This is a genomic window from Paraburkholderia sp. NPDC080076 (genome assembly GCF_050281145.1).
GTDB lineage: Bacteria > Pseudomonadota > Gammaproteobacteria > Burkholderiales > Burkholderiaceae > Paraburkholderia.
This window is the reverse complement of the sequence record NZ_JBNNWQ010000001.1, coordinates 1355681-1369845: the sequence shown is the minus strand read 5'-3', so window position 1 is coordinate 1369845 and position 14165 is coordinate 1355681. Positions and strand designations below refer to the sequence as shown.

The 14165-nt window shown below is 56.1% G+C and carries 13 protein-coding genes and 4 pseudogenes; 4 read left to right on the top strand and 13 right to left on the bottom strand.

Features of this window, described 5'->3' with window-relative positions:
* Window positions 1-77: 77 nt before the first annotated feature.
* Window positions 78-755 carry a MarC family protein gene (locus ACQKRQ_RS06160; RefSeq protein ID WP_132377277.1) on the bottom strand — a complete coding sequence of 226 codons (678 nt, stop codon included), beginning with the start codon at window positions 753-755 and terminating at the stop codon, window positions 78-80.
* Window positions 756-1118: 363 nt separating this feature from the next.
* Here ACQKRQ_RS06160 and ACQKRQ_RS06155 point away from each other — a divergent pair, with 363 nt between their 5' ends.
* Together ACQKRQ_RS06155 and ACQKRQ_RS06150 are read left to right on the top strand one after the other, a co-directional pair.
* Window positions 1119-1334, top strand: coding sequence for a DUF3311 domain-containing protein (locus ACQKRQ_RS06155; protein ID WP_132377278.1), 216 nt, complete (start codon window positions 1119-1121; stop codon window positions 1332-1334).
* Window positions 1331-2803, top strand: coding sequence for a sodium:solute symporter family protein (locus tag ACQKRQ_RS06150; RefSeq protein ID WP_427475731.1), 1473 nt, complete (start codon window positions 1331-1333; stop codon window positions 2801-2803). Before ACQKRQ_RS06155 ends, ACQKRQ_RS06150 begins: the two co-directional genes overlap by 4 nt.
* 946 nt (window positions 2804-3749) lie before the next feature.
* Here ACQKRQ_RS06150 and ACQKRQ_RS06145 read toward each other — a convergent pair.
* Complete coding sequence (locus tag ACQKRQ_RS06145; protein ID WP_427475730.1) at window positions 3750-4139, bottom strand: hypothetical protein; 390 nt, start codon at window positions 4137-4139, stop codon at window positions 3750-3752.
* On the bottom strand, window positions 4129-4392 hold the full coding sequence (locus ACQKRQ_RS06140; RefSeq protein ID WP_427475729.1) for a hypothetical protein: 264 nt from the start codon (window positions 4390-4392) through the stop codon (window positions 4129-4131). The genes ACQKRQ_RS06145 and ACQKRQ_RS06140 overlap by 11 nt, the downstream gene beginning before the upstream one ends.
* Before the next feature lie 329 nt (window positions 4393-4721).
* On the opposite strand from ACQKRQ_RS06140, the gene ACQKRQ_RS06135 reads away from it, so the two are divergent.
* Window positions 4722-5927 (top strand): IS110 family transposase, encoded by a 1206-nt coding sequence (locus ACQKRQ_RS06135; protein ID WP_427475728.1) that lies wholly within the window; start codon window positions 4722-4724, stop codon window positions 5925-5927.
* Window positions 5928-6538: 611 nt separating this feature from the next.
* Here ACQKRQ_RS06135 and ACQKRQ_RS06130 read toward each other — a convergent pair.
* From ACQKRQ_RS06130 to ACQKRQ_RS06120, 3 genes and pseudogenes are all read right to left on the bottom strand, one after another.
* Window positions 6539-6895 (bottom strand): hypothetical protein, encoded by a 357-nt coding sequence (locus ACQKRQ_RS06130; protein WP_427475727.1) that lies wholly within the window; start codon window positions 6893-6895, stop codon window positions 6539-6541.
* Between the two features lie 344 nt (window positions 6896-7239).
* Window positions 7240-7401, bottom strand: a pseudogene (locus tag ACQKRQ_RS06125) (RHS repeat-associated core domain-containing protein); the annotation flags it as partial.
* A 213-nt stretch (window positions 7402-7614) separates the two neighbouring features.
* On the bottom strand, window positions 7615-7863 hold the full coding sequence (locus ACQKRQ_RS06120) for a tyrosine-type recombinase/integrase (RefSeq protein WP_427475726.1): 249 nt from the start codon (window positions 7861-7863) through the stop codon (window positions 7615-7617).
* Here ACQKRQ_RS06120 and ACQKRQ_RS06115 point away from each other — a divergent pair.
* Complete coding sequence (locus ACQKRQ_RS06115) at window positions 7793-7984, top strand: SymE family type I addiction module toxin (protein ID WP_427475724.1); 192 nt, start codon at window positions 7793-7795, stop codon at window positions 7982-7984. The genes ACQKRQ_RS06120 and ACQKRQ_RS06115 overlap by 71 nt on opposite strands.
* A gap of 58 nt (window positions 7985-8042) precedes the next feature.
* On the opposite strand, the gene ACQKRQ_RS06110 is transcribed toward ACQKRQ_RS06115, so the two are convergent.
* The 7 genes and pseudogenes from ACQKRQ_RS06110 to ACQKRQ_RS06080 form a co-directional block, all read right to left on the bottom strand.
* Window positions 8043-8291 (bottom strand): immunity protein TriTu family protein, encoded by a 249-nt coding sequence (locus ACQKRQ_RS06110; RefSeq protein ID WP_427476092.1) that lies wholly within the window; start codon window positions 8289-8291, stop codon window positions 8043-8045.
* A gap of 8 nt (window positions 8292-8299) precedes the next feature.
* A pseudogene (locus ACQKRQ_RS06105) lies at window positions 8300-8568 on the bottom strand (hypothetical protein).
* 73 nt (window positions 8569-8641) lie between these two features.
* Window positions 8642-8785 (bottom strand): annotated as a pseudogene (locus ACQKRQ_RS06100) (RHS repeat-associated core domain-containing protein); the annotation flags it as partial.
* Window positions 8786-9325, bottom strand: coding sequence for a hypothetical protein (locus ACQKRQ_RS06095; protein ID WP_427475722.1), 540 nt, complete (start codon window positions 9323-9325; stop codon window positions 8786-8788).
* 477 nt (window positions 9326-9802) lie between these two features.
* Window positions 9803-10129: pseudogene (locus ACQKRQ_RS06090) on the bottom strand (RHS repeat-associated core domain-containing protein); the annotation flags it as partial.
* A gap of 2383 nt (window positions 10130-12512) precedes the next feature.
* Window positions 12513-13598 carry a DUF6531 domain-containing protein gene (locus ACQKRQ_RS06085; RefSeq protein WP_427475720.1) on the bottom strand — a complete coding sequence of 362 codons (1086 nt, stop codon included), beginning with the start codon at window positions 13596-13598 and terminating at the stop codon, window positions 12513-12515.
* Between the two features lie 87 nt (window positions 13599-13685).
* Window positions 13686-14117: a DcrB-related protein gene (locus tag ACQKRQ_RS06080; RefSeq protein WP_427475718.1), complete on the bottom strand. Its 432-nt coding sequence runs from the start codon at window positions 14115-14117 to the stop codon at window positions 13686-13688.
* Window positions 14118-14165 lie beyond the last annotated feature (48 nt).

Sequence of the window (14165 nt, the reverse complement as noted above, 5' to 3'; positions counted from 1 at the left end):
CTGGTCCCATGCACTTGCTGCGGTCGACCAGAGTTGGCGCTTTAGCGCCCCGGCGCGGTGTGCCGCCGGGTACACGTCTACTTCACTACCGGCTGCATCGTCGCGATCGGAATCAGGAATTCGGAGAAGCCGGTCAGCATGATCTGCACGCCGATGCACAGCAGCAGAAAGGAAGATACACGCATCGCGACCTTGGTGCCCTCCACGCCAAGGTACTTCGCGAACACCACCGCGCGGCTATAGATCAGATAAACCGTCACGGCCACCGCCAGCGAGATCACCACCGACGCGATGCTCGAAATCACAAATTCGGAGAGCTTATGCGTGCGGTTCGCGGTCAGCGCGACAGCCGTGGCGATCGAGCCCGGCCCCGTGGTCAGCGGAATGGTGAATGGGAAAAACGCCTTCGACATCGCATTGTCCGCGTCCACCCGCTTGACCGCCGGCTGCTCGGCCGGCTGCGTGTCGGGCGCATTGAGCATCTGCCAGCCGCCCACCGCGACGGCGAGCCCGCCGCCGATGCGCAGCGCCTGCATGGAGATGCCGAAGAAATGCAGGATCGGCGTGCCGATGAAAAACGCCACCAGCAGCACGCACATCACGTTGATGGCGATTTTGCGGGCGAGCGCGGTGCGCTCCTCCGTGGTCAACGAAGCAGTCCGGTCCAGGAAGACGAAAGCAATGCCGATTGGATTGATGATGCTGATCAACCCGGTAAAGCCAAACAGAATGTCCGAGATCAGACTTTCGACCATATGCGTTCCGTGTCGAGCGGCGGCTCGGGTGGCTCCACTGCGCACCCGGCATGCCGCGCCATGTTGATGAAACCGGACTCTCTCTCCGGCGCTCCAGATGATGCTCGCGCTGCGTGGCGAGATGATATCGCGGCGCGCCAGGGAAACCGTAAAAAAGCCAGCCGCCAGCGCGCGTGCCGCGGCGCGCCTCACTATGCAGCCCGTCTTGCAGCGCAGCAACCGACCCCATAAAGATGCGTCCGCAACTTTCAGAAAGCCTACACTTTTTTGACCTGCTTTACGGGACCAAAGCATCCGGCATACAGTCCCCAGCGAAGCCGCACTTTCAACGAGACGTACTTACCGGTTCGAGGAGTTGCCCCCATGTTGCTTCGTGTACTTGCCGCGCTGCCGTTCATCGGCATTCTGCTCGGTGTTCCGTTTGTGAATCGTGTCGAGCCGCTGATGCTCGGCATGCCGTTCGTGCTGGCCTGGATCGTCATGTGGGTCGTGCTCAGTTCGATCATCATGGCGATCGTCTACCGTCTGGATCCGTCCAACCGTCAGCTCGCCGCCGATGGCGAGGAGGCTAGTTCATGAGCGCACTCATCATCATTGCTGCGATTACGCTGTTTGCGCTCTACCTGGGCGTGCGCGCCAAGCGCGGCCACGACATGAGTCTCGAACAATGGACCGTGGGCGGCCGCAGCTTCGGCACCGCCTTCGTGTTCCTGTTGATGGCCGGTGAAATCTACACGACCTTCACCTTCCTCGGCGGCAGCGGCTTTGCTTATGGCAAGGGCGCGCCGGTCTATTACATCCTGGCGTACGGCACGCTTGCGTACATCCTCTCGTACTGGATGCTGCCGCCAATCTGGCGTTACGCGAAGAATCACCGCCTCGTCTCACAGCCGCACTTCTTCGCGCGCAAGTATGAAAGCCCGGCGCTCGGGACGCTTGTCGCGCTGGTCGGCGTGGCCGCGCTGATTCCCTACCTCGTGCTGCAACTAAAGGGGCTCGGCATTATCGTCGCAACGGCCTCGTACGGCGCGATTTCGTCGACGGCGGCCGTGTGGATCGGCGCCTGTGTCGTGACGGCCTACGTGATCGTCTCCGGTGTGCGCGGCTCGGCGTGGAATTCGGTGGTGAAGGATCTGCTGATTCTCGCAATCGTGCTGTTCCTCGGCATCTATCTCCCGCTGCACTACTACGGCGGCTTCAGCGACATGTTCCGCGCGATCGACGCCGCGCGCCCCGGCTTCCTGACCTTCCCGGCCAAGGGCTCGAGCGTGACCTGGTTCCAGTCGACCGTGCTGCTGACGGCGCTGGGCTTCTTCATGTGGCCGCATACCTTCGGTTCGATTTTCACCGCGAAAGACGAACGCATTTTCCGTCGCAACGCGATGGTGCTGCCGCTGTATCAGCTGATTCTGCTGTTCGTGTTCTTCGTGGGCTTTGCGGCGACGCTGAAGGTGCCAGGTCTGAAGGGCGGCGACATCGACCTGTCGCTGTTCCGCCTGTCGTTGCAGACCTTCGACCCGTGGTTTGTCGGCGTGATCGGCGCGGCCGGCATTCTGACCGCGCTCGTGCCGGGCTCGATGATCCTGACGTCCGCGTCGACGCTGCTCGCCAACGACGTGTATCGCGGCATGGTGAGCCGCAAGGCATCGGATGCCACGGTGGCGAAGCTCGCGCGATTCCTCGTGCCGGTCGTGGCGCTTGTCGCGGTCGGTTTCACGCTGCAAGGCGGCGAAACGATCGTTGCGTTGCTGCTGATGGGTTATAGCTTCGTGACCCAGCTTTTTCCGGCGGTGATCTGCAGTCTGCGTCCGCATAACCGCGCGACCAAGCAAGGCGCGTTTTGGGGGATTCTGGCCGGCGTTGCCGTGGTGGCCGTGACGACCACCATGCACTTGAGCATCGGTCAGTTGATGCCGTTCCTGCCCGATGCGTTGAAGGACATCAACATCGGCTTCCTGGCGTTGGCGGTGAATATCATCGTCTTCGCGGCGGTGAGCGCGGTGACGCAGGCGCGGCCGGTCGAGCAGACGCATGCGTCGGTGAATTGAGTTGTAGTTGGGGCAGGTTGTGTAGGCTCGTGATTGAGTCTTCACAGACTGATTAGCTGGATAGTGGGCTCTTTAGTCATTCAAATACGGCACGGGATAACGACCCGTGCCGTTTGCGCTTGTCGTCATCCTTCGGTTCCGTGCGCGGTGGCTTTGGCGTTTGCAGCACCATACATTCGCTTCAGTCTAATCAGGAGCCCTTTGTCGCACATCCACCCTTGGTCGCGCATCAATTTAATTTTCAGTGCAACCGCGTCTGCTTCCTCGTTGCAGGAATTTTGATGCCATCAACCCACCAGTCCATTCCTTCCTTTTCAATAACCGCTCGCTTGCGATCAGAGTTCCATGGCACCCCTCTTTTTAAAATATCCTGATATGTAAAAATTCACACGCCGAACAAGTTGTGGATTAGTGTATATTATTCTATCCGCCAGACTCCTGCGAACTCCGGATTACTCAAAATACTCAACTTCACCCTTGCAGAAGATACCAGCTTCACGATATGATTTACCTTCGAATTCGATATTTTAAATATACGATTCTTCAGGAGTATAGAAATGATCAACTGCGAGTATAAGCCATTTAATTTTTCCGACATGCCGACCAAAGTCGCGTGAAGCATAGGTGGGATTAAAAAATGCGCCTCTTCCGAAAAATTTCTTGCATTGACTTCCTCCGCGGAAATATCGAAATTTAGACTGAAATCATCAAAAACCTCAATCCACGCCGATGGCTGCGAATCACACGAGAGCGCGCGAACGCGCGGAACGGACCATTGAACTCAAGGCGCAGAGCGACCAGTTGCGCAGCGTATGACGTGTGCAAATCAACGGACGCGGAAACAAAGGGCCGCGCCAGGATCACCGTTGAACACGGGCGGCTGACCATTAGCGCTGAGTAGATGAACAAAGGGCCGCATAAGTAAGCGGCCCTTTTTGTCATCACATTACATCGGATAATCCGTCAATCCAGAATCGACAAAATCCTCTACACTCAGCCCTTCTTTAGTTAAAAAACCATCCAAATCAGATGTGGATGGAATGTCAATATAATCTCCAACCTTGTCGAAATTTGGATCAAGCCCGTTATCAATATCTTCCCTTAGAAAAGTCGCATATCGCAATCGGAAAGCAGCCCTTTCAGGCAAACAGGACGGCTGAAATTTAGACCCTTTAAGCATTGCATAAGGCCGAACTCGCAATGGATAGGCTTGCCTATCGCTTTCGGCCAGCTTCAGCTCAATCCATGTTCGCTCCGTAAAACTATCCGATGTAATTTCTTTCACCAAGATACGCCCTTGCAAAAGACCCTTGAAATTTGATGAATTAGTGTCCATCAACGCCCCAAGGAAAGAAAATGTGGATTACATCGCCATCCAATTGATGAACTTGCAAATGCGGTAGGGCTCCGTATGGGTTATCAAGGCTGTGCCCCATAACTCGCCCTGGATTTTTCGGGTCCATCGTAGTGTCCCAATGGTACGTTCCATTTTTTGTTGGGTTTCCAGTTAGATAATCCATCATATTTTTCGTAGATGGACCACTTTCCCCAGTCATGTATTTGTAACCGTGCTCAAGATAACGATCCATGAACAGTTTTCTGCTTCCGATCGGGACGAGACCGTAACCTTTTTTGCACCGGCATCTAATCCCCTACCAGCCTCCTTCGCGCTTACTCCTTCGCACGTCCCCGTTACTATCTTCATTCCTCGACAATCGGGGATTTGGCCAGCTAGGCCCGGCATGATTCTCGCCCCCAGTCGCAGTCATGATCCGGGGGGTGTTGTCACCAGGCCTGGTGGGTGGCTGGTGATCGCTAATAGGGGCTCGGCCAGGATATCTTGAGGCCGTCCGTAACGTGGATGCCGAGACTTGCCACCGATGTTGCAGGCCAAACCGTTCAACCTGCAAAGCCTTCGATGCAAGAAAACCAACAACATAGCTCTGTCGATGCATTCGTCGGCGTCGATGTCGGCAAAGGCCACCATCACGCCGTCGCCCTCGATCGGCGCGGAAAGCGCCTTTACAACAAGGCGCTGCCCAACGATGAGGCCAAGCTGCGCGCCCTCATTACCGAACTCAAGACGCACGGCCAGCTCCTGTTCGTCGTCGATCAACCTGCCACCATCGGCGCGTTGCCCGTGGCAGTCGCCCGTGATGAAGGTGTTCTGGTCGCATATCTACCGGGTCTGGCTATGCGCCGCATCGCCGACCTGCACGCCGGTGAAGCCAAGACTGATGCTCGCGATGCCGCCATCATTGCTGAAGCCGCGCGCTCAATGCCGCATACGCTGCGCTCACTTCGGCTGGCCGACGAACCACTCGCCGAACTCACCATGCTGTGCGGCTTCGACGACGATCTGGCGGCCCAGATCACGCAGACCAGCAACCGCATTCGAGGTCTGCTCACCCAGATTCATCCGGCGCTGGAAAGGGTCCTGGGGCCGAGCCTCAACCATCCGGCCGTGCTCGATCTGCTTGAGCGATACCCGTCACCCGCCGAGCTCGCCTCAGCCAGCGAGAAAACACTCGCCAACCGCCTCACCAAACTCGCACCTCGCATGGGCAAGAGCCTGGCTGCAGACATCGTCCAGGCGCTCAGCGAACAGGCTGTGATCGTGCCCGGTACTCAGGCCGCAACCATCGTCATGCCGCGTCTTGCCCAGCAACTCGCATCCTTGCGCAAGCAACGCCAGGAGGTTGCCAGCGAAGTTGAACGTCTGGTGCACGCACACCCTCTTTGGCCGGTCCTGACCAGCATGCCGGGAGTCGGCGTCAGGACCGCCGCCAGACTCCTCACTGAAGTCGCTCACAAAGCCTTCGCATCGGCTGCGCATCTCGCCGCCTACGCCGGCCTCGCCCCGGTGACCCGACGCTCGGGCTCGTCCATCCGTGGCGAACACCCGTCCAGACGGGGCAACAAGGTACTCAAGAGAGCGCTCTTCCTCTCGGCCTTTGCTGCCCTGCGAGACCCGATCTCAAGGGACTATTACGCGCGCAAGGTCCAGCAGGGCAAGCGCCACAATCAGGCGCTCATCGCTCTCGCTCGACGACGCTGCGACGTGCTGTTCGCCATGCGGCGCGACGGCACCCTCTACCAACCAAAATCCGCCCCTACCGCTTGACGAATCACATAGGGGCACCCCCCCCGGATCAATCCACGAAACCGGATTTGGCGCATACGCATAATCTGATCCGCCGTTTTACCCCTGCATCAAGCTCTCAGGACTTGGATCTAGCACGCAGATTTCACTCCGATCAGCGCGTCAAGATCAACGTCGAACATGGACGGCTGACCGGCCGCACAAGTGGCCATTCATTAAAAATTCAAGCTAACCTTGACTTCGTTTAAAACTTGATTTTTCTGAATCAGAGAACAGTTTCTCATACTTAGACACGTGTTCAATCTCACCCGACAAATTTGCAACACCACATATAATGCATCTTCGGATACGGATTTCGAACGACGCACCCCTCAGAAGAGACATAATCTCCATCACTACAATCCATGTACAGATATAAATATTCACCCTCTTTAATCGAAAGAATATGACCCGAAAAATCGGTAACGCCAGCGGTCTGTGTAAGTCCAACGCATCCTCATCGAAAGGTCGTTCGTTGTTTATATCAGCAAAGACACGCAGTTCCTTCGGCCTGCATCCCCTTTTAGCAAAATACTCGCATTTCTTCTTTGCGCTTTTGGTACCGAATTTCCCTAGCGGGGCCAAACAGCGGATCAACGATGTAGTAACGACACATCCGCTGATTGAGAGCTGACTGAAATTTTCATGAAATCTTTTACTTCAGTTGCATAGTTAAAGCTCTCCATCATAATTTCTGTTTCGTACCCGTCAACCGTTTCTTTACAAGTCATAATCAGAACTCCAACGTTCTCATTCAGATCAAACCACTTCTTCATCGCATGACAAGCATCTCCTTTTGCCCCAAAGAAAGTGACATCAATGCGTATTTCGTCATCTGAATCTTCATCAAACGCAGAAAATATTAGAATCAAACAATCACTCTTCAGCTCGACCGAATCAATGTTTGAATCATGCAATGATTTTTTCTTGAAATAATCTACCAATCTCATCTAGCACCCTCCTGTGTTTCCAGCCCTACCCGCCTCATATCCAGGCTGATTCGGTTTGATGTGCGAGGCATCTGATCCTTTTGGAACAGGCTTACCCTCATTGTTTAAATAGTGATCGCCTTTGCTCGTAGCATTCGGATTGTGGACATGGTAATGATCCACAACCCCCCAACCTTTTCACTGGCTTTTCCCGGTTGAAACTCAATCAACTGCCCGGTTTCCGGATTCCGAATGTCAAGCATGCTTGTATTTGCCCTCTTGGCCGCGTGAGTTACGTCCTCCCATCCACCGGTTATTAAATCCAAAGGATTGCCAGGAAGATCGAATGTATAACCATCTGGAGTTAATCCCCAACGATCAATCCAGCTGATCGGATTAGGCGCATACCGATAAAGATTCAATCTCCCCGCAAGCCCAATCGGATCCTGACTGACAAACCGCCCCGTTCCCGGATCATAGTACCGGAACGTGTTGTAATGCAGCCCGGTCTTCTCGTCAGAATACCGGCTCATCGAAGAGCCTGTCATCGTGCCACTCAGTCCCTTGCTAGTGCCTTTTTCGTCACTCACTTTTTTCTGACGCGTCCTCAGCCGCTTCAGCGTCGATAGCCGCTAACAGCGAAACCGTACCGGGGCCACTTCGGCGTCGTCCTCAATCTCCGGCTCATGCATCACGCCATCGACCCGCGCCGGGTGTGTTACCGCGTGGACCCGTTGGAGCTACTCCACCGACGCCACCGTGTAGTTCTGTGTGCTTGGCTGCAACGTATGCCCCAGCATTGCCTGAATGAGCCGCGTATCGGTTCCGTTGTCCAGCATGTGCGTGGCCATGGTGTGCAGCACCAGGCGACACGAGCCTGTCTTGTGAATACCGGCGCCCTCCATCATCCGCATCACGATGTGCGCCAAGTACGACGCGGCAATCCAGCAGTCGCGGCGCCACCGGCGCAACTGGAGAAGTCCCACCATCCCATCGCTTTATCCGTGGACGAAGCTCGCCAGACGATGGATCGAGCACGCCGGATTTGAAGCAGGGCAGCGCGTGAAGATCGCTGTCGAACATGGACGGCTGACCATTACCGCCGAGTAGAGGAACAAGGGCCGCGCTCACAACTCGCGGCCCTCGTTTCCTCTGTTATGTGTGAGTGCTAACGCAAGAAAGACGTAAAATTAACAAAGATTCTCTCTAAATCATCGAGACTGGAGAATTCACACCTTTCATTTATTCTAAATCCCCCCGTTTTCACATCAATTACCTCAGACATCGAACTAAAATCATCCCAAACAGTAAATCTACCAATAACATCATCGGTTTCAAAATCAACAACAACGCTGGATGACAATTCATGGGTATGCATGACATAGCTATATCCATACTCACCCGTCATCCAAGAAATAAATTCATCTAGCAGGCTGATTTTATTACTCCATTAACCTTTGTTGCCTTCACATTGATATTTTCCGCTGCTGGCATTTCTGGAACGGGTAAGCCTTTCTTGGCTGCCAAGCGACCTTCCAGCGAGTTTGGCCCAACGATTTTTCCCCATCCTTCGCCAGTTGGCACTACAGATTTCTCTGGAACTCAACGTACATAGCACCATTTTGTGCTTGCCGACCAAAGGCATTTACATCAGCAGGAACAGCCACATGCGTTGTCCCAGTTGAGCTTTCCACAACAAAATCCGGCGTCGCTCATCTGTTGATACTCGGATGGCCCCATCCAGCGACCAACAGTAATGCTATCGGGCCCAAGCGGATCGATCCATCGCAAGGGGTTCGGCGCATACTGATACAGATTGAACCCGCCAGCCAGCCCAATCGGATCGCCGCTGACAAACCGTCCGCCGTGCGGATCGTAATAGCGGAACGTGTTGTACGAGAGCCCGCTTTCTTATCGCAGTGGAACAGGCAGGCGTCGTGTCAGTGGTCGAAGCATTTCCCGGTCATTCCAAAGGCCAGGAAAGATTTCGAACTTAAGATCATCACGATTAATTCCACAATCGAAATATCTACATAGTCGATCGCATAAATCGTCTTCTCCCCACATATTTGTCAGCTCGTATTTTTCGATCAACTCGCGATCGTTTGGCAATTCCAAGTCTTCTCTAATTACAGGAGCTAAGGTGACACCTATGTCGCCACGCTTACCTAAATCAATTAACTTCCCTCCCAGAAACGGGAAAGAATATCGATCTCCTTTGTAGTGATGGCCATCCATAGTCAAGGTGTATGGCTTTATCCATAGACTATCTGATAAATCGCCCCCCGCAATAATTGACTCATCTCTAATTTTAGATTTCACTAAATTCTTAAGAATAACATTCCCAACGAATACACGGAAAAGTGGTGCAACCAAGTTTAAGTCAACATCTTTCCAGCACCCATCTGGACTGCGGATGTCATAAAACTGCATCGCTGGGCTGGCTAACATTTTCCCTATCGTGTAAAGATCATCCCTCAGCTTAAGACTAACCAGATCACCAGGGACCCAAAGAATTCGTTTTGCCATTTTTCAATAAGATAGTTTTAGTGGAGGTCAACACCCAGCGCCACCAGTTTTCCCTGATGTTTTATTCAAATGCTCGTCTGCAGCTTTTAAATACTCCATTCTCCGAGCATTGCCCTTTCCCACAGGATTTTGCTTATTGGCTGTACCCTCAAGGCCACCAAGATTTTCGAACGTCCGCTGCTCAAGGCCTCTCGCCACGTCTTTTCCTGCTTGGCCATTCCCTTCATACAGGATATCAGGGGCCTGCCCACCAAAGCGACTGAAGTCATTTCCATATCGATATTTCAAAACGTCCTGTCCCGTTTGATTCCCCTGCATGCTTGCATAGCCAACGTATGGCCTTCCAGTTTTGGCATCAATGCCTTGGTACGTAATGTGAGTAGCCGTAGCTGGATTGCCGGCTAACCCCAATGGATCAATCCAGGATATGGGATTAGGCGCATATTGATAAAGATTCAATCCCCCCGCAAGCCCAATCGGATCCTGACTGACAAACCGCCCCGTTCCCGGATCATAGTACCGGAACGTGTTGTAATGCAGCCCGGTCTCCTCGTCAGCATACTGGCCGGCGAACCGTAGCGGCTCATCGAAGACCCTGTCATCGCGCCACTCAGCCCCTCTGAATTCCCCAAAGCCAGAGAAGCGGGGCTCCCACACCACATCGCCGCTCGCGCTGGTGACGTCGTACACCTGACCGTTGTCATGCGCATGGTGATGCCAGACCATGCGCCGACCACCGGCACGACACTTTGCGTCAACGCTGACGACAGGCTGATCCACCCGCGCCATCGGCCGGTAGGGCGAATCCGGTGAGTAGACATAGGTGCGCACCGTCTCATCGCGCAGCACCTGCACCATACGCATGCCTTCCCACACAAAGCGCGTCTCGTCGGTGAGCGGGCTGCCCTCCGCTGCCATGCGGCGCGTGACCTTGGCCGTTCGCCGCCCGACCGCGTCGTAGTGATAGACCGTACTGTGCCCGCCATGCCGACCCTGACCCGAAGCGCGAACCATTCGCCCCTCGTCGTCGTAGACGAAGTCCTGGACCATGCCGTCCTGCACCCGGCGCGTGAGCTGGCCAAAGCCGTCGTAACTGTAGCCGGTCCCCCGGAAACGGTTCAGCAGATCGTCCAGAATCCGGCTGGCCGTCCGGTCGCGCGTCGCGTCAATCAGGTTGTCCGCGGCGTCGTAGATGTAACTTTCGTGTAGCCCCTCCTCGTCGTGACAACCCGTCATCCGCCCCATCACGTCGTATGCGTAATTCACGACGCTGCGCCCATGCCGCCCGCCGCCATGTCGGGTCACCTGATGCAGGTTGCCGGCGAGATCGTACTCATAGGCCGACCCGAGCGGCTCGCTGCCCATCATGCCCTGCCGTCCGGACCGCTCGCTCAGCCGCGACACTGTCCGCCCGCGCGGATCGTAAGCCGTCCGGCATACGCGAGGCCCCTGCGTGCGTTGCACTTCGCGGTGCAGCGCATCGCGTTCGATATCGCTGAGCGTTTCGCCGTCCAGACTGATCTGGTGGACATGCCCCGAGCCATAGTGCAGCGTCGAGATTCTCTGGCCCAGCGGAAGATGGCGTTCGGTCACGTTGCCGAGCGCGTCATGGCGCGACTCCGAACGCTGGCCGTCCGCGGTTTCCGCCACCAACCGGCCTAGCGCATCGTACTCAAAGGTCAGCTCGCTGGCGAGGATACCCAGCGCCATGCCGGCGGCACCCGGCTGCCTGTGAACGGCCGTCACGCGATCGAGCAGGTCATGGCTGTAGCGGGTGACCGAACATCGGCTGTGTTTGGACACCAGTCGCCCGGCGGCATCCCGCTCGAGGCCGATCGACTCCGATTCGCCCTGTCGGCCGGTCATCGTCTGTGCGATCGCTTCGCCATTCAGGTTGTAGTGCAATTCGCGCCGCACGCCGTTCAGCCGGACTTCATGGGTCATGCGCCCCATGGCGTCGTAAGCGAAGCTGTAACTCGCCCCGTTCGCGTTGGTCAGCCTGACCAATTGCCCGTGCGGATCGTAGCAATATTCAAGGCTGCGCCCCAACCGGTCCGTAAAACGGTCTGGTTGCCCGCGCGGGCTGTAGTCCCACCGGGACACGTGCCCCAAAGCATTACTGTGCCGGCTGATCTGCCCGAGCGCGTTGTACTCGAAAGTCTCACGGGTGCCGTCGGCATGAACGACGGTTCCGACGGCTCCGCCCGCGTTCCGTAGCAGTTGAGTCACCTGGCCGAGTGCATCGGTCTGGCGAACCAGCTCACCCTCGTCATTCCACGCGTAGCGCGTGGTCGAACCGGAGCAGTCCGTGCGGCTCAGGAGCAAACCGTAGCGCTCGTCGTAGGTGAACCTGCTCGTGCCGCCGCGTTCGTCGGTGTAACACGTGAGCAGCCCGTGCCGGTCGTGTTCGAACCGCGCGATCTGCCCCAAGGCATCGATCCGCTCAACGGGTAAGCCCTGTTCCGTATGCTTCCATTGCCAGACGCTGCCATCAGGCAGCGTGTCGCTCGCCAATCGCAGCGTTTTCAAGTGATACGTGCTTTGCCAGACCCGTCCCGTGGCGTCCACGGCGTCGGTTACGCGACCCAGTGCGTCGTAACCCAGGCGCTGCACACGCTCATCGGGAGATTCGACGCGCACCAGTTGCTGGTGCCCGTCATACTCGAACTGATAACGCGCGCCTAGATAGTCGGTCCATTGCGTCACCAGATGATCCGCGTCGTACCTCCAAACCTGCGTACCCTGGTCTTCGCTGCTAACGCGCGCCTGCCCTGACTCGATGTCATAGGTAAAGGCGTACTGCTCGCCGGAACCGGTACTGTGTTCAACCACCCGCCACCCGTCGCCGTACTGCGCATAGCGATAATCACAGGTGAAGCCGAGCGCGTTCACGTGCCGGGTCATCAATCCGTCGGTATACGCGAACTGACGCACCAGTTCGTCGGTCCGGCCACGCACGCGGATCAACTGCCCATTGCCGTCATAGCCGTAACGCACGAGATTGCGCCTCGCACCGTCGATCCGGTCGACACCCGTCAGACGGCCGTCGTGATGCTGCAATTCAAGAATGACATCCGCGTCGCTGCGCACTTCGACGAGCACGCCGTGTTCATCGCGACGGAATTCGATAAAGTGTCCGAACTTGTCCTCGATGCGCTCCAGCACGTGGCGCCCTTTCAGCGGTTCCGCGCTGAATCCGTAAAAAGTTATCGTCCAGGCCGTTCAGGATATAGCGGCCATCCAGCGCATGAGACAGATAGAGTTGCTCAAACGGGTTGTATTGGTACTGACCGGTCGGGAGATCGTCAAAGCCGACTTCACGCCCCTGAAATCCCACGTATTCGAGACCACGGCTACTGCGTTTCAGGTGAATGTCCCAGTTATGCTGCCAGCCACGGCCCAGCATGCCACCCGTGTCAATCGCGCTGGAATACGAGCGCGAACCGAAGAGCGGCAGCAGACCTGGCATGCTGAAATCCAGTTCGTTGGTGAGAATTTTCTGGCCGGTCGGGACGTGAACCGGGTGACCAAACAACCCGGACAGCCCCTCCATGACTTTTGAGCCAACGTAGATTCCCGCCACCTGGCCGGCGATGAATTTCAAAGCGCATGGCGCCGTTGCCTTCATGCCGTTCTTCAGCGCACCAGCCAGCCCGCCTGCAACGCCCGCAACCATGAACAGGCCGTTTTTCAGATTGACTGCCCACGGCGGTATTTCGCTGGCAACGGCTATTTCACAAGCCTTGTCGCTGCCAAAAAATACGCTCTTCGATCCCTTTGCAATCGTCGCGCCGCATTGAATCTCGTCGCCTTTACGCGCCGCAACGTGCTGATTGATAAAGACGGTGCTGGCACCGCAGGCCACCGGTTCGTGCGACGTATCCTGGCCGCACATGGCGACGCCTATCTGGGCGGGAACGGCCGCGCGCCCGTTGACGAACACATTGGGCGAACCCGCTGCAATCGTGCCAGTTGTACTGGCGAACATGCTTCCTATTCTGGTGGCGATATCAACAATCTGTTCGGCAATCATGCTAGCCAGAAAGCCCGCAATAAAGCCGACAAGAAATGGGCACGCGAACGTCAGCATTGCCACGGCAAAAATCAGCGCTGCCCCAAGGATCGCGCCGATCAGGAAGCCAGCCAGGGCTGACGTGTGCTGTATCTCGTCTCCAACACGTGCTGCTTCAAACATGCTCCTCCTCTTGACCCGGGTTCCGAAAACGGGGCGCCCTGCGCGGCGCGACACAGGATTGACCTGCTGAACGGCATCGACAGTCGATCAGGCCGGTATGAACGTATCGATCATTCGCCGCCAGATCGCTAACTGTGCTGAAGTGAAGGGAACCGTGTTGGTCGCGGTGAAGATAAGCGCCTTGCCATTGGCGAGGAGAATCGCGCATTGCCGCTGATAAACAGACTTGCCATTGCTGTTGTAACGGGTCTCAATCTCGATGCCGTCTGCCTCGCAACCGGCAAGCACGACTGTCTCGCGCGACTTGATAGACAAGCCCTTGATCTTCCGTTTCAGCAAGCCGATCTGGCGGTCGACATATTCATCAAGGGTTTCATCGTGCCGGGCGGTGTCACGCGCCACCTGAAGATTGGAAAGACCGTCCGTCAGCGGTTCCTGTACAAAGATATTGACCGTTCGGTCGGTGTAGCCAGCAGGCAGGGTGATGCTGCCTTCATCCATCGCGTATTGCACTGTCATCGTCTGTTCGGGAGGCGGGTTGGAAGTTAGCAGTTAAGATTTATCTTG